Raw genomic sequence first — 14,677 nt, 5'->3', positions numbered from 1 at the left:
CGCAGTCCGCCCGGAGGACGGCGCCGCTTCCGGCACACGCCCTAAGATCTGCGCATGACAGGATCGGACGGCTCCCCGCACTGGGCGCCGGGGGACCACATCCTCTGGCGCTACCGAGGCAACGGCACCGGAGCGGTGCACATCTGCCGGCCCGTGACGGTCGTCCGGGACACGGCCGATCTGCTCGCGGTCTGGATGGCGCCCGGCACCGAGTGCGTGCGGCCCGTGCTCGCCGACGGCGCCCCCGTCCACGAGGAGCCGCTCGCCACCCGCTACACCGCCCCCCGCACCACGGGCCGGGCGCGCTGGTCCGGCACCGGGGTCCTGAAGCTGGCGCGGCCCGGCGAGCCGTGGTCGGTGTGGCTCTTCTGGGAGCGCGGCTGGCGCTTCCGCAGCTGGTACGTGAACCTGGAGGAGCCCCGGACGCGGTGGTCCGGCGGCGTGGACTCCGAGGACCACTTCCTCGACATCTCCGTCTACCCCGACCGCACCTGGGTGTGGCGGGACGAGGACGAGTTCGCGCAGGCCCAGCGGTCCGGCCTGATGGGGCCGGAGCAGGCGGCCCGGGTGCGGGCCGCCGGAGAGCTGGCGGTGGAGCGCGTCCGGGCCTGGGGGACGCCGTTCCGGGACGGCTGGGAGCACTGGCGGCCCGATCCGGCGTGGCGGGTTCCGGAGCTGCCGGCGGACTGGGACCGCACTTCGGCGCACACGGCCCCGTGAGACCCTTGTCGCGCCCCAGGGGGGCAAACGTAGGATCGTCCTCCGCACGTCGGAATCGGAACGAACAGCACGTCAGAGCTACCGGACAGTACGACAGTGGCCGCGTACGGAGCGGGGCCTGACCGCCAGTCACCCACGAGGGGGAGAGCAGTGCCGGACGTCTGCCCGGGTGGCGCGCCCCCTGTCGTCCCCGCGACGTGCGGAGCCTCGGCATCCGCCGCGCGCGAGGGGTTTATCCCCGTCGCGGGCGCGGCATCGGCGAGAAGAGCGAGTGCATCGCACCACCGGCCCGGACGGACGGAACCCCACGCGTGACGGAGCATCCCACCTCCCACGAAGGACGGCAGCCCCTGGCTGCCCGGCCGCAGGAACGCGCGCGCCCCCGCCAGGAGGCGGTGACCGGCCTGCCCGACCGGCCGGGCGGAGCGGCGCTTCCCGGTACGGAGGCCCCCGCCGCCGGCCTGCCCGCACCGCCCCGCGGGGCCGGTGGGCCCGGTGCCGTGGCCGTCGCGGTCTCCCCCCAGCCGCCCGGCGGGGCCGGGGACGGCGCCGCCCGGCGGGAGGGCGAGCGGCTGCGGTTCGTCGGGGCGGCGACGCGGCGCATCGCCCGCGGCATCGACCTGGACGAGATCGTGCTCGGTCTGTGCCGGGCCACCGTGCCCACCTTCTCGGACGAGATCCTGGTCCACCTCCGCGACCCGCTGCCGGTGGGCGACGAGCGGCCGGCGGCCCCGTTCGTGCTGCGGCTGCGCCGGTCGGACCGGCTGCGGTTAACGGACCCGGAGTCCGGGGACGCGGTCCTCGTACCCGATCCGGAGCCGACCCTCGCGGCCGAACTCTGCGAGGTGCGGCCCGGCGGAGCCCTCGCCGAGGTGCTGCGCGGGGTGCGGCCGGTCTTCGGCGACTCCGCCGCCGCCCGCGCCGCGCTGACCGAGCTGCTCGGCTCCGGCCATCCGCTGCCCGGCGGACCGCGGGCGATACTGGCTCCGCTGCGCGGCCGGCGGCGGGTGATCGGCGCCGCCGTGTTCCTGCGCCGCCCCGAGCGGGCCGGCTTCGACCCGAACGACCTGCTGGTGGCGGCGCAGCTCGCGACCCACACCGCGCTCGGCATCGACAAGGCCGTGCTGTACGGGCGTGAGGCGTACATCGCGGACGAGCTCCAGCGGACGATGCTGCCGGACTCGCTGCCGCAGCCGACCGGGGTCAGGCTGGCGTCGCGCTACCTGCCGGCCGCCGAGACGGCGCGGGTCGGCGGCGACTGGTACGACGCGATCCCGCTGCCCGGCAGCCGGGTCGCCCTGGTCGTGGGCGACGTCATGGGCCACTCCATGACGTCGGCGGCGATCATGGGCCAGCTGCGCACCACCGCGCAGACCCTGGCCGGGCTCGACCTGCCGCCGCAGGAGGTCCTGCACCACCTGGACGAGCAGGCGCAGCGGCTGGGCGAGAACCGGATGGCGACCTGCATGTACGCGGTCTACGACCCGGTCTCGCACCGGATCACCGTGGCGAACGCGGGGCACCCGCCGCCGATACTCCTCCACCTGGGCGGGCGCGCGGAGGTCCTGCGGGTGCCGTCGGGCGCCCCGATCGGGGTGGGCGGGGTGGACTTCGAGGCGGTCGAGCTGGACGCCCCCGCCGGTGCCACGCTGCTGCTGTACACGGACGGTCTGGTGGAGTCCCGGGTGCGGGACGTGTGGACCGGGATCGAGCAGTTGCGGGAGCGGCTCGCCGCGACCGCGCAGCTGACCGGCCCCGACCACTCGCCGCCGCTCGAAGCGCTCTGCGACGACGTCCTGGACATGCTGGGCCCGGGGGACCGGGACGACGACATCGCGCTGCTCGCGGCCCGTTTCGACGGGATCGCGCCGAGCGACGTGGCGTACTGGTTCCTGGACCCGGAGGACGCCGCTCCGGGCCGGGCCCGGCGCCTCGCCCGGCGGGCGCTCGCCCGCTGGGGCCTGGAGGAGCTGACGGACTCGGTGGAGCTGCTGGTCAGCGAGGTCGTGACGAACGCCGTGCGGTACGCGGAGCGGCCGGTGACCCTGCGGCTGCTCCGGACGGACGTGCTGCGCTGCGAGGTCGGCGACGACTCCCCGCAGCTGCCCCGGCAGCGGCGGGCGCGGGACACGGACGAGGGCGGCCGCGGCCTCTTCCTGGTGAACCGGCTGGCCCGGCGGTGGGGGGCCACCCGGCTCTCGGGCGGCAAGGTGGTCTGGTTCGAGCTGGCGACCCGCGCCTGAGGGCGGACGGGGCCCGCACGCGGGGGGCGTGAGCGCCCTTCCCGCGTGCCCGTACGACGCCGGCGGCCCGTACGGGCGTGAGGGGCGTACGGGCCCGCGTGCGGCGGAGGGCCGGACCCGCACGGGGTCCGGCCCTCCGTTGTGCCGTCACCGCCGGGACGTCACCGCCGTGCCGTCACCGCCGTGCCGTCACTGCCGGGGCGGCGGGGTGCCCGGTCCGCCGGGGCGGCCGGGCCGGTCCTGGCCGGGCTCGGTGGCGCCGCCGTCCGGCGGTTCGATCGAGGGCGGCGAGGACGGCTCGTCGGTCACCGGCTCCCGGGTGGGCGTCGGCGGCGTGGTCGCCGGAGTGTGCGACGGGGTCACCGGCGGGGTGGTCGCCGGGGTCCGCGTCGGCTTCGCCGGGGTGGCCGGAGGGGTGGTGGACGGCTCCCGGGTCGGCTCGTCCGGGGCCTCGGTGGTCCGGGCGGGGTCCGGCTCGGCCTCGTCCGGGCCCTTGGTCTCCAGGTCGAACTCCGCGTCGGAGCCGCCGTCGAGGGCGCGGTTCGTGTAGTCGCCCCAGATCTGGGCGGGCGTACGGCCTCCGTTGGCGCGGCCCTCGTTGATGGTGTCGGTGAGGGTGACCTGGCGGCCCGTGGGGCTCTCGCCGAAGAGGCCGACGGCGGTGACGAGTTCGGGCGTGTAGCCCACGAACCAGGCGGAGCGGTTGTTCTCGGAGGTGCCGGTCTTGCCGGCGGCCTCGTAGTCGCCCGCGGCGCGGAAGCCGGAGCCCCCGGGCTTCACGACCCCCGTCAGGGCCTTGGTGACGGTGTCGGCGGTCTCGCGGCTGACGGCCTGGCCGCCGATCGCGTTACCGCCCCGGACCTTGCGGTCCCGGTGCTCGGCGGTCTTCACCAGGGTGGGGGTGACCTTCTTGCCGTGGTTGTCGAGCGTGGCGTAGACGCCCGCCATGTCCATGGTCGAGGCGTTCATGGTGCCGAGGGACATGGCGGGGGCCTCGGGGAAGTCCTTGCCGTCCTTCATGCCGAGCCCGAGTGCGGTGCGCTTCACCTTGCCGGGGCCGACGTCCACGATCATCTGCGCGAAGACGGAGTTGACGGAGCTGTTGACGGCCCGCTGGACGGAGAGGGAGCCGTAGTCGTCATCGTCCTCGTTCTCCGGGGCGAAGGGGATGTCGCTGCCCACGACCGGGCGCTTGCTGGTGCCGTCGTAGATCGTGCCGAGGCCGATCGTCCGTCCGTCCTGGGTGGTCGACCCGTTCTCCAGGGCACTGGCGAGGACGATCGGCTTGAAGGTGGAGGCGGGCTGGTAGTCGCGGCGGGTGGCGTTGGAGATCCAGTGCTCGGTGGCGCCGACGCCGCCGTACATCGCGACGACCGCGCCGGTCTTCGGGTCGACGGAGGTGGCGCCGGCCTGGACGGTGGCGTGCTTCGCGTTGCCCTTGCGGTCGAGCTTGGACTCCAGCTGCTTCCCGACGGCCGTGACGAGGTCCTTCTGCCTCTTCTCGTCGATGTTGAGGGTGATCGTCCAGCCGCCGGCCCGGATGTCCTCCTCGCTGACGCCCTGGCGGGCCAGCTCCTCGTTCGCCGCCTCGACGATGTAGCCGGTCTGGCCCTCCATGCCGGGCAGGGGCCTGGGCTTGTGCGGGACGGGGAACTTCGTGCCGGCGCGCTCGGCGGGCGGGAGCCAGCCCTCGCCGACCATGTTGTCGAGGACGTAGTTCCAGCGCTCCTCGACCAGCTTGCGGCCGGTGGCGTTGGCGGTGGTCCAGTCGTACTGGTTGGGCGCCTGGAGCAGGGCGGCGAGGTAGGCGCCCTGGGCGGTGGTGAGGCGGGAGGCGTCGACGCCGTAGTACGAGCGGGCGGCGGCCTGTATGCCGTAGGCGCCGCGCCCGTAGTAGCTGGTGTTCATGTACCCGGCGAGGATGTCGCCCTTGTCCATCCGCTGGTCCACCTTGACGGCGATGACCATCTCCTTGAGCTTGCGGCTCGCCGTCCGGTCCTGGCTCAGGTAGTAGTTCTTGACGTACTGCTGGGTGATGGTCGAGCCGCCCTGCTTGCCCTTGCCGGTGAGGGTGGACCAGACGGCGCGGGTGGTGCCCTTGATGTCGACGCCGTTGTCCCGGTAGAAGCTCTTGTTCTCGGCGGCGACGAACGCCTTCTGGACCTGCTCCGGGATCTTGTCCAGGTCGACGATCTCGCGGTTGACCTTGCCGGTGCGGGCGAGGATCTTGCCGTTGGCGTACTTGTAGATGTTGCTCTGCATGGTCGCCTCGGCGTTGGCCGTCGGCACCGGGACCATGAGGTAGACGACGTACAGGGCGCCCGCGCCGATCAGGCAGACCATCAGGAACGTGCCCAGGAGCTTCTTCGGGGAGAAGAAGCGGCGTATGCCGCCCTTCTTCGCCTTTCCCGTGTCAGGTCGGCCCATGTGTTCCGTCGCTCCGCTCGTCGTGTGTCCCCGCGCCCCGGCGCTGTCCCCGTACCCGCCGGATCAGCTCAGCAAGCTAACACCGGCGAGGCGGACAAAGGAGACCGATCACGCCTTTTCCGGACGTGAGAATCAGCACCCGCACCCAGAGGAACCGACGCTCCGGCGGGCCGGACGGTTGCGCGAACGAGGCGTTCCGCTTACCTCCGACCAGCTATACATCGTGCGTATACACCCCATGTACAGTGACGCCCATGTCCATCGGTCACACCCTCCTCGGACTCCTGGAGTCCGGTCCGCGCCACGGCTACGACCTCAAGCGCGCCTTCGACGAGAAGTTCGGCCACGACCGGCCGCTCCACTACGGGCAGGTCTACTCGACCATGTCCCGGCTCCTGAAGAACGGCCTCGTGGCCGTCGACGGCGTCGAGGCGGGCGGCGGCCCCGAACGGAAGCGGTACGCCATCACCGAGGCGGGCGTCACCGACGTCGCCCGGTGGCTCGCCACCCCGGAGAAGCCGGAGCCGTACCTCCAGTCCACGCTCTACACCAAGGTCGTCCTGGCCCTGCTCACCGGGCGCGGGGCCGCCGAGCTCCTCGACACCCAGCGCTCCGAGCACCTGCGCCTGATGCGCGAGCTCACCCGCCGCAAGCAGGACGGCGACCTCGCCGACCAGCTCATCTGCGACCACGCCCTCTTCCACCTGGAGGCGGACCTGCGCTGGCTGGAACTGACCGCCGCCCGGCTCGACCGGCTCGCCGAGGAGATCCGCCGATGACCTCCGCACCGCTCCTGCGCGCCACCGGCCTCGACAAGGCGTACGGGCCGACCCCGGCGCTCACGGGCGCCGACTTCTCCCTCCGGGCCGGCGAGGTCGTCGCCGTCATGGGCCCCTCCGGTTCCGGCAAGTCCACGCTGCTGCACTGCCTGGCCGGAATCGTGCGCCCCGACGCGGGCACCCTCACCTACGACGGACGCGACCTCACCGCGCTCTCCGACGGCGCCCGCAGCTCCCTGCGCCGCACCGACTTCGGCTTCGTCTTCCAGTTCGGCCAGCTCGTCCCCGAACTGACCTGCGTCGAGAACGTGGCCCTCCCCCTCCGCCTCAACGGCGAGAAGCGGAAGACCGCCGAGGCCCGCGCCCTCGAATGGCTGACCCGCCTGGAGGTCGACTCCGTCGCGGACAAGCGCCCCGGCGAGATCTCCGGCGGCCAGGGCCAGCGCGCCGCCGTCGCCCGCGCGCTCGTCACCGCCCCCCGGGTGATCTTCGCCGACGAGCCCACCGGCGCCCTCGACTCCCTCAACGGCGAACGGGTCATGAGCCTGCTCACCGACGCGTCGCGGGACACCGGCGCCGCCGTCGTCCTCGTCACCCACGAGGCCCGGGTCGCCGCCTACTCGGACCGCGAGATCGTCGTGCGCGACGGCAGGGTGCGGGACGCGGAGTGGGCGGCATGAAGCTCCGCACCTGGGTCCGCGACCTGACGCTCGGCGCCCGGTTCGCCGTCGCCGGCGGCCGCCCCGGCCTCTTCCGCACCCTGCTGACCGCGGCCGGCGTCGGCTTCGGCACGGCCCTGCTGCTGCTCGCCTCCTCGCTGCCCCAGATGCTCTTCCAGCGGGAGGTGCGGGAGGCGGTGCGGGCCGTCGACGCGAGCGCGGAGGCCCCCCGCCCCGGCCCCGACACCTTCCTCCACCTCACCCGCGCCACCACCTACCGGGACGACGTCGTCTCCGGACTGCTGCTGCGCGCCGAGGGCGACGCGCCCCCGGTCCCCCCGGGCGCGGCCGCGTTCCCCCGGCCCGGCGAGATGCTGGTCTCCCCCGCGCTCCGCGAACTGCTCGACTCCCCCGAGGGGACCCTGCTCAAGGAGCGGCTCCCCTACCGGGTGGCCGGGACGATCGGCAAGGACGGGCTGATCGGCCCGGCCGACCTGCGGTACGTCGCCCACGCCGGCTTCCTCGACGCCGGCAACTCCGACGGGCGCGGCAGGGGCTTCGGCTGGTCGGTGCCCGAGGAGCCGATGAACGCCTTCCTGATCCTCCTCGTGGTCGTCGCCTGCGTCGTCCTGCTCCTGCCCGTGCTCGTCTTCATCGCGACCGCCGTCCGCTTCGGCGGCGAGCAGCGCGACCGGCGGCTCGCGGCGCTCCGGCTGGTCGGCGCGGACACCGCCACGACCCGGCGGATCGCGGCCGGCGAATCCCTCGCCGGCGCGCTCCTCGGCCTCCTGGCCGGGATCGGGCTCTTCGCGGTGGCCCGGCAGTTCGCCGGCGCCTTCACCGTCTGGGACGTCAACGCCTTCCCCTCCGACGTCGTGCCGATGCCCGCGCTCGCCGCGCTCGCCCTCGCCGCCGTCCCCGTCTCCTCGGTCGTGGTCACCCTCTTCGCCCTGCGCGGAGTGGCGATCGAACCGCTCGGAGTCGTCAGGACCTCCGTCCCGCGCCGCCGCCGGCTGTGGTGGCGGCTGCTGCTCCTCGGAGCCGGCACCGCCCTGCTCGTCCCGCTCATGGGCCGGGTCGAGGCGACCGCGACCAGTCTCGACACCGTGCCCGTCGTGGCCGGCACCGTCCTCTTCCTGGTCGGACTGACCACGCTGCTGCCGTGGCTGGTGGAGGCCGGGATGGGACGGCTGCGCGGCGGGCCGGTCGCCTGGCAGCTCGCCGTCCGCAGGCTCCAGCTGAGCAGCGGCACGGCGGCCCGCGCGGTCAGCGGCATCGTCGTCGCGGCGACCGGGGCCATCGCGCTCCAGATGCTCTTCCAGGCGATGGAGAGCGACTTCACGCGGTTCACGGGCGAGGACACCTCCCGCGCCCAGCTCGCCGTCGGCGCCCACGCCAGGACCGCCGACGAGGCCCGCGGGATGGTGGCCCGCTTCGGACGGACCGAGGGCGTCACCGAGGCGATGGGCGTCGTCGAGTCGCACGTGTGGCGGCCCGGCCCCCTGGGGAAGGGCGAGGAGTTCGCCCCGCTGGCCTCGATCAGGGTCGGCGACTGCGCCTCCCTCAAGGAGTACGCCGCGCTGCCCTCCTGCGGGGACGGCGACGTCTTCGTCTTCCTCCCGCACGGCCGGCAGGGCGCCCCGGACGACGCCCGGATCACCCGGGTCGCGCGGCCCGGCGCCACGGTCGCCCTGCGCGACCCGCACCCGCACCCGGAGAAGGGCGGGCCGGGGCGGGCCGCGAGCCCTCCGCCGCTGTGGCACGTCCCCGCCACCGCCCGGGTCGTGGACTCCCGCCCCGACCCGACGGGCCTGTACCAGTACGGCCTCCTCGCCACCCCGTCGGCGATCGACGCCGCCCTGCTCCACGAGCCCCACGCGCAGAGCATGATCCGGATCGACCCGGCGGTGCCCGACGCCGCCGACCACGTGCGGAACACGGCGGCGGCGATCGACCCGACCTCCTGGGTGCGCGACCTGAAGGACGTCGAGCGCGACGCGGCCTTCTCCAGCGTCCGCACCGGCATCCTCGTCGGCTCCACCCTGACGATGCTCCTGGTGGCGGCCTCGCTCCTGGTCACGACCCTTGAACAGCTCAAGGACCGCAGGCGGCTGCTCTCCTCGCTGGTCGCCTTCGGCACCCGGCGCTCCACCCTGAGCTGGTCGGTGCTGTGGCAGACGGCGGTACCGATCGCCCTCGGACTCGCCCTCGCCGTGGCGGGCGGCCTCGGGCTCGGGCTCGTCCTGCTCAGGATGGGCGGGCAGCGGGTCCAGGACTGGTGGGCCTTCCTGCCCGTCGTCGGGATCGGCGCCGCCCTGATCGCGGTCGTGACGCTGCTGAGCCTGCCGGCCCTGTGGCGGCTGATGCGCGCGGACGGGCTGCGCACGGAGTAACCCGTGCGCGACCCGTACGCGTAAGGGCGCGGCGCCGGGTCCCGCCTCAGGCGCCGGTTCCGGTTCCGTTCGCGCCCGCCACCCGGACCGGCAGCCTCCGCATCGCCTCCCGCAGCGCCTCGGCCAGCTCCTCGAACTCGCCCTGCCGGGCCGCGCCCGTCCGCATCGCGAGGGCGATCCGCCGCGAGGGGGCCGGATCGGCGAAGAACCCGGTCCACAGGGCGGTGTTGCGGGCGGTCTCGACCGTGACGGCGGTGCGCGGCAGCAGGGTCACGCCGAGGCCGCCCGCCACCAGCTGGACCAGGGTGGCGAGGCCGGCCGCGGTGGTGGTGACCTCGGCGCCGTCCGAGCGCCCGGCCTCGCGGCAGATGTCGAGGGCCTGGTCGCGCAGGCAGTGGCCCTCGTCCAGGAGCAGCAGCCGGAGTTCCCCGAGGGCCTCGCGCGGGATGTCGTCCCGTCCGGCCAGCGGGTGCCCGGCGGGCGTGACCAGGACGAAGTCCTCGTCGAAGAGGGGGAGTTCGGTGACCCCGGGCACCCCGAGCGGCACGGCGAGGAGGAGCAGGTCGAGCCGCCCGGCCGCCAGTCCCTCCAGGAGCGAGGAGGTCTGCTCCTCGTGGACCTGGAGGTCGAGGTCCGGGTAGCGCCGGTGGACGAGGCGCAGGACCGTGGGCAGCAGGTAGGGGGCGACGGTCGGGATCACCCCGAGCCTCAGCACCCCGGTGAACGGGGCCTGCGCCGCCTCCGCCTCCTCCATCAGCTCCGCCACCGCGTCGAGGACGGCTCGCGCGCGCACCGCGAGCCGTTCCCCGGCGGGCGAGAGCAGCACCTTCCGCGTCGTACGCTCGAGGAGCTGGACACCGAGTGCCTCTTCGAGTGCCGAAACCGCGCCCGAGAGCGCGGGCTGGCTCATGCCGATGGAGGCCGCCGCATCCCGGAAGTGCAGATGCTCCGCGACCGCGACGAACGCCCTGAGCTGCGCAAGGCTGGGCTGTTTGCCCCGCTGGGGGCCGAGCGGGGGGAGGTACGGGGATGCCACTGATAACCACCTTCGATCAACACGCCCCACTCTAGCTATTTCCCTGATCAATGCACTCCGTGCCATGCTGGTGATCCGTCCAACCCCTACGGAAGACCCTCAAAAGGGGCACTTCCCAGCTGCAAGGAGAGCGCGTGCTCACTGTCGGTGACCAGTTCCCCACCTACGACCTGACCGCCTGCGTGTCGCTGGAGAGCGGCAAGGAGTTCGAGCAGATCGACCACAAGGCCTACGAGGGCAAGTGGCGCGTGGTGTTCTTCTGGCCGAAGGACTTCACCTTCGTCTGCCCGACCGAGATCGCCGCGTTCGGCAAGCTGAACGACGAGTTCGCGGACCGCGACGCCCAGATCCTCGGCGTCTCGGGCGACTCCGAGTTCGTGCACCACGCCTGGCGCAAGGACCACGACGACCTGCGCGACCTGCCCTTCCCGATGCTCGCGGACTCCAAGCACGAGCTCATGCGGGACTGCGGCGTCGAGGGCGAGGACGGCTTCGCCCAGCGCGCCGTCTTCATCGTGGACCCGAACAACGAGATCCAGTTCACCATGGTGACCGCCGGCTCCGTCGGCCGTAACCCCAAGGAGGTCCTGCGGGTGCTCGACGCCCTGCAGACCGACGAGCTGTGCCCGTGCAACTGGACCAAGGGTGAGACCACCCTCGACCCGGTCAAGCTCCTCTCGGGCGAGTGATCCGACATGGCTCTCGATGAACTCAAGGCAGCCATACCGGACTTCGCCAAGGACCTGAAGCTCAACCTCGGCTCGGTCATCGGCAACAGCGAGCTTCCGCAGCAGCAGCTGTGGGGCACCGTCCTCGCCTGCGCGATCGCCTCGCGCTCGCCGAAGGTGCTCAGGGAGCTGGAGCCGGAGGCCCGGGAGAACCTGAAGCCCGAGGCGTACCAGGCGGCCAAGTCCGCCGCCGCGATCATGGCGATGAACAACGTCTTCTACCGGACCCGGCACCTGCTGTCGGACCCCGAGTACGGGACGCTGCGCGCCGGCCTGCGGATGAACGTCATCGGCAACCCGGGCGTCGAGAAGGTCGACTTCGAGCTGTGGTCGCTGGCCGTCTCGGCGATCAACGGCTGCGGCCAGTGCCTGGACTCGCACGAGCAGGTCCTGCGCCAGGCCGGTGTCGAGCGCACCACGATCCAGGAGGCCGTGAAGATCGCCGCGGTGATCCAGGCGGTCGGCGTCACCCTCGACGCGGAAGCGGTCCTCGCCGAGTAGGGCGCGGCCACACCGCACGAGAAGGACCCCGGGGCATCGGGCCCCGGGGTCCTTCCGCCGTTCACGGGCCTTTCGTGGCCCCCGGTCCCTCCCGGCCCCGGCGCCCCGTCACTTCCTGAGCGCGGCCATCAGGGCGAGAACGTCCTTGGTCATCGGGGTCTCGATCCCGGAGAGGTCCACCGGGGGGACGGTCGTGACCACTTCCCCGTCCACCACTTCCCTCTGGTGGTAGAGGACGACGTCGATCTCGGCCTGGCCGTCGAGGACCCGGAGCCGGCCCCCGTCCTCCCCCATGTCCTCGAAGAACGCCTGCTCGCCGATGCCGTCGATCTTCTGCAGCAGCCCGGTCTGCCGGCACCGCGCCTCGAACTCCGGCCCGGGGTCGACCACCCTGTGCAGGGTGTACGCGACCCTGACGCCCAGCTCGGCCCCCGGGGATCCGAAGCTGACCGAGCACTCCGACTCGTGGACCGCCGCCTCGTCCATCAAGGGGGAGGAGCCCGCTCCGGTCCGCTTGCCCAGGACCCCGGCGAGGGCCTCCAGCCGCGCCACCTCGCAGAGGTTCTCCACCGCCCCGTACCCGCGCAGGTCCGGCCCCGACGGTTCCCGCTGTCCGTACGCGTAGAGGCCGCCGCCCCAGAGGGCCGAGGCCGCGACCGCGCCCCCGAGCGCCCACAGCCAGGGGCGGCGGGCCCGGGGCGGGCGGGGCGGCGGGTCGGCGGTGAGCACCTCGGGGCTCCCCGGCTCCTCCCCGCCCTCCAGCTCCGGCTCCGAGATCACGCCCCCTCCGCCTTGTCGGCCTTGTCGGGCGCCGCGCCGGGTGCCGGGGTGGGGGCGACCTCGTACGCGGTCGCCCCGCGCGGCTCCGGTGCCCTGCGCAGGGCCTGCTCGGTGCTGTAGGCGCGGAGGTAGCCGACCGCCGTGTTGGTGACGGCGACCAGGGGGACGGCGACGACGGCGCCGCCGATGCCCGCGGTCAGGCCGCCGGCCGCGACCGCGAGGACGACGGCCAGCGGGTGGACCCGCACCGCCCGGCCGAGGATGAACGGCTGGAGGACGTGACCCTCGATCTGCTGCACGGCGAGGACGACGACGAGCACCATCAGGGCGGTGAACACGCCGTTGGTGACGAGGGCGACGACGACCGCGAGGGCGCCGGAGACGACGGCGCCGACCATCGGGATGAAGGCGAAGAGGAAGATGAAGACGGCGAGCGGCACGGCCATCGGCACGTCGAGGAAGTAGAGGCCGATGCCGATGAAGACGGCGTCGATGAGGGCCACGAGGACCGTGCCCCGCACGTAGGCGGTGAGGGTGCGCCAGGCGCGCGGTCCGGCGCCGGCGACGCCCGGCCGGGCCTGGGCGGGGACCAGCTTGAGCACCCACTCCCAGACCTTCCTCCCGTCGTACAGGAGGAAGAGCGTCGAGAACATGGCGAGCAGGATGCCGGTCATCGCCTCGACGACGACGGTGACGCCCTGGAGGCCGACCTGGGTGATCTGTTCGGCGTTGGCGCCGACGGAGTCGCTGAGGTTCTTCGCGATGCCGTTGATCTGCTGTTCGGTCACGTGGAAGGGGCTGTTGAGGAGCCAGCGCTTGAGCTCCTCGATGCCGCCCTTGACCTGGTCGGACAGGTTGTCGATGTTGTCCATCACCTGCCAGACCACGAACCAGCCGACCAGGCCCATCACGACGAAGCCGGAGACGGCGGTGACGGCGGTGGCGAGCCCCCGGGGCAGCCCCCTGCGGCGCAGCGCGGCCACGGTGGGCTGGAGCAGGGCGGTGACGAGGAGGGCGGCGACGAAGGCGAGGACGACCAGCTGGACGGAGCTGATCATCTTCATCAGGACCCAGACCGTGCCGGCCAGGACGAGCAGCCGCCAGCCCGCCTCGGCGGCCACGCGCATGCCCCAGGGGATCGCGGCGGCGGGGTCGGGGCGGGCGGCGACGGCCGGCGCGTACGAGGGGGGCGCGGGCACGGAGAGGGCCGTGTCCTCGGCGGTGTCCCCGACGGCGTCCTCCGCGTCCGCGCGGGAGCCGCCTCCGGGTCTTCCGTACGGCGCGTCCATCTCGTCGTCCCGTTCCGCCTCCGCCCTGCGCTCGTCGAGACGTTCACCCATGCGGCTCAGGCTCTCGCCCAGCCGGTTCAGCCACCCTGGCACTCTCGACATCTCTTCCCTCTTCCCCGCCCGCTCTTCCCGTCAGCTCCCCGGGTGCCCCTGACCTTCGAACCTACACGCCCATGCGCGGAAGCCCCCCGCCGTAGGACGGCGGGGGGCTTCCCGTGGTTGAGGCGCCGGTACTAGTACGAGCGGTGCGTCAGCCAGTACGACCAGGCGTCGCACGGGCTCCCGTAGCGCTCGTTCATGTAGTTGAGGCCCCACTTGATCTGGGTGGCGGGGTTGGTCCGCCAGTCGGCGCCGGCCGAGGCCATCTTCGAGCCCGGATACGCCTGCACGAGGCCGTAGGCGCCCGAGGACGGGTTGGTCGCGCGGTAGTTCCAGGTGGACTCGTGGTCCACGATGTTGCTGAAGCACTGGAACTGCCCGGACGGGACGATCTGGCGGGCGATCGCCTTGACCTCGGCGACCGTGTACGAGCCCTGGGCGGCGAAGGAGACGGACTCGCGGATCGCGGAGCGGCTGGCCCGCTCGGCCTCCTCCTTCTCCTTGCGCTCCTTCTCGGCCTTGGCCTTGGCCTCGGCGGCCGCCTTGTCGGCGGCCTGCTTCTTCGCCTCGGCGTCCTGGGCGGCGCGGATGCGGGCCGCCTCCTCCGCCGACTTCTTCGCGACCGAGTCGGCCGCGGCGGCCTGGACGTCGGCCTGCTCGGAGAGGGACGAGACCTGCACCTGCGCCTGCTCGCCCGCGGGAATGTCCGCGAGGAGGGTGGTGTCGGCCGCGGCGGCCTCGAAGGTGTCGTCAGCGGACTGGGCGGCGTTGCCCGAGGCGACGCCGACGACGGCGCCGACGGTGGTGACCGCGGTGGCCGAAGCCACTGCGAATCCCCGGACCGAGATCCGGCTCACACGGTTTCCTTCCAGCACGCCCGCACAGGTGACCACGCGGGCGAAATCTTGCCCCTGGCACTGGTCTCCGACGTACGGGGTCACAGGAGACACGGGCCCGTGGTGCTGTGGGCGGCATACGGCGGACGGCTGTTGAGTTGTGCGGTGGGCACCCCTGGGGATGCAC

General features: G+C 73.2%; 12 protein-coding genes. 7 read left to right on the top strand and 5 right to left on the bottom strand.

Annotation, left to right across the window (positions count from 1 at the left end; translation table 11 throughout):
• Positions 1-54: 54 nt before the first annotated feature.
• On the top strand, positions 55-720 hold the full coding sequence (fomD, locus tag ACZ6AQ_RS13990) for a cytidylyl-2-hydroxypropylphosphonate hydrolase (RefSeq protein WP_468759985.1): 666 nt from the start codon (positions 55-57) through the stop codon (positions 718-720).
• Positions 721-1,031: 311 nt separating this feature from the next.
• Entirely contained in the window at positions 1,032-2,963 is a 1,932-nt protein-coding gene (locus tag ACZ6AQ_RS13985; RefSeq protein ID WP_468759983.1) for a SpoIIE family protein phosphatase, read from the top strand.
• A gap of 189 nt (positions 2,964-3,152) precedes the next feature.
• Here ACZ6AQ_RS13985 and ACZ6AQ_RS13980 read toward each other — a convergent pair whose 3' ends face one another.
• Positions 3,153-5,390 (bottom strand): transglycosylase domain-containing protein, encoded by a 2,238-nt coding sequence (locus tag ACZ6AQ_RS13980; RefSeq protein ID WP_468759981.1) that lies wholly within the window; start codon positions 5,388-5,390, stop codon positions 3,153-3,155.
• A gap of 254 nt (positions 5,391-5,644) precedes the next feature.
• On the opposite strand from ACZ6AQ_RS13980, the gene ACZ6AQ_RS13975 reads away from it, so the two are divergent.
• The 3 genes from ACZ6AQ_RS13975 to ACZ6AQ_RS13965 are packed head-to-tail and all read left to right on the top strand — an operon-like array spanning position 5,645 to position 9,221.
• Positions 5,645-6,169 (top strand): PadR family transcriptional regulator, encoded by a 525-nt coding sequence (locus ACZ6AQ_RS13975; RefSeq protein WP_388693365.1) that lies wholly within the window; start codon positions 5,645-5,647, stop codon positions 6,167-6,169.
• On the top strand, positions 6,166-6,849 hold the full coding sequence (locus tag ACZ6AQ_RS13970) for an ABC transporter ATP-binding protein (protein ID WP_468759979.1): 684 nt from the start codon (positions 6,166-6,168) through the stop codon (positions 6,847-6,849). The genes ACZ6AQ_RS13975 and ACZ6AQ_RS13970 overlap by 4 nt, the downstream gene beginning before the upstream one ends.
• Positions 6,846-9,221 (top strand): FtsX-like permease family protein, encoded by a 2,376-nt coding sequence (locus tag ACZ6AQ_RS13965; protein ID WP_468759977.1) that lies wholly within the window; start codon positions 6,846-6,848, stop codon positions 9,219-9,221. The genes ACZ6AQ_RS13970 and ACZ6AQ_RS13965 overlap by 4 nt, the downstream gene beginning before the upstream one ends.
• A 46-nt stretch (positions 9,222-9,267) precedes the next feature.
• Here the strand turns inward: ACZ6AQ_RS13965 and ACZ6AQ_RS13960 are convergent, their stop codons facing one another.
• The gene (locus ACZ6AQ_RS13960; RefSeq protein WP_468759975.1) at positions 9,268-10,257 is read right to left on the bottom strand and encodes a LysR substrate-binding domain-containing protein; all 990 of its coding nucleotides are present in this window, start codon (positions 10,255-10,257) and stop codon (positions 9,268-9,270) included.
• Between the two features lie 134 nt (positions 10,258-10,391).
• Between ACZ6AQ_RS13960 and ACZ6AQ_RS13955 the strand changes: the two genes are divergently transcribed.
• Complete coding sequence (locus ACZ6AQ_RS13955) at positions 10,392-10,946, top strand: peroxiredoxin (protein WP_388693357.1); 555 nt, start codon at positions 10,392-10,394, stop codon at positions 10,944-10,946.
• Positions 10,947-10,952: 6 nt separating this feature from the next.
• A complete protein-coding gene (locus ACZ6AQ_RS13950; RefSeq protein WP_388693355.1) occupies positions 10,953-11,486 on the top strand; it encodes an alkyl hydroperoxide reductase in 534 nt (177 codons plus the stop codon).
• Between the two features lie 108 nt (positions 11,487-11,594).
• Here ACZ6AQ_RS13950 and ACZ6AQ_RS13945 read toward each other — a convergent pair whose 3' ends face one another.
• The 3 genes from ACZ6AQ_RS13945 to ACZ6AQ_RS13935 form a co-directional block, all read right to left on the bottom strand.
• Positions 11,595-12,266, bottom strand: a complete 672-nt coding sequence (locus tag ACZ6AQ_RS13945; RefSeq protein WP_468759973.1) for a hypothetical protein — start codon at positions 12,264-12,266, stop codon at positions 11,595-11,597.
• Positions 12,263-13,657, bottom strand: coding sequence for an AI-2E family transporter (locus tag ACZ6AQ_RS13940; protein WP_468759972.1), 1,395 nt, complete (start codon positions 13,655-13,657; stop codon positions 12,263-12,265). The genes ACZ6AQ_RS13945 and ACZ6AQ_RS13940 overlap by 4 nt, the downstream gene beginning before the upstream one ends.
• Positions 13,658-13,788: 131 nt before the next feature.
• Entirely contained in the window at positions 13,789-14,511 is a 723-nt protein-coding gene (locus ACZ6AQ_RS13935; RefSeq protein ID WP_388693350.1) for an aggregation-promoting factor C-terminal-like domain-containing protein, read from the bottom strand.
• Between the last annotated feature and the right edge of the window lie 166 nt (positions 14,512-14,677).

The organism is Streptomyces sp. NPDC041191 (assembly GCF_055591945.1).
This window is presented reverse-complemented; position numbering and strand designations above follow the sequence as displayed.

Excerpts from the sequence above, each read along its gene's own strand:
- ACZ6AQ_RS13940 (WP_468759972.1), bottom strand. The coding sequence starts at position 13,657 with ATGTCGAGAGTGCCAGGGTGGCTGAACCGGCTGGGCGAGAGCCTGAGC.
- ACZ6AQ_RS13980 (WP_468759981.1), bottom strand. The coding sequence starts at position 5,390 with ATGGGCCGACCTGACACGGGAAAGGCGAAGAAGGGCGGCATACGCCGC.
- ACZ6AQ_RS13975 (WP_388693365.1), top strand. The coding sequence starts at position 5,645 with ATGTCCATCGGTCACACCCTCCTCGGACTCCTGGAGTCCGGTCCGCGC.
- ACZ6AQ_RS13965 (WP_468759977.1), top strand. The coding sequence starts at position 6,846 with ATGAAGCTCCGCACCTGGGTCCGCGACCTGACGCTCGGCGCCCGGTTC.
- ACZ6AQ_RS13970 (WP_468759979.1), top strand. The coding sequence starts at position 6,166 with ATGACCTCCGCACCGCTCCTGCGCGCCACCGGCCTCGACAAGGCGTAC.
- ACZ6AQ_RS13950 (WP_388693355.1), top strand. The coding sequence starts at position 10,953 with ATGGCTCTCGATGAACTCAAGGCAGCCATACCGGACTTCGCCAAGGAC.
- fomD (WP_468759985.1), top strand. The coding sequence starts at position 55 with ATGACAGGATCGGACGGCTCCCCGCACTGGGCGCCGGGGGACCACATC.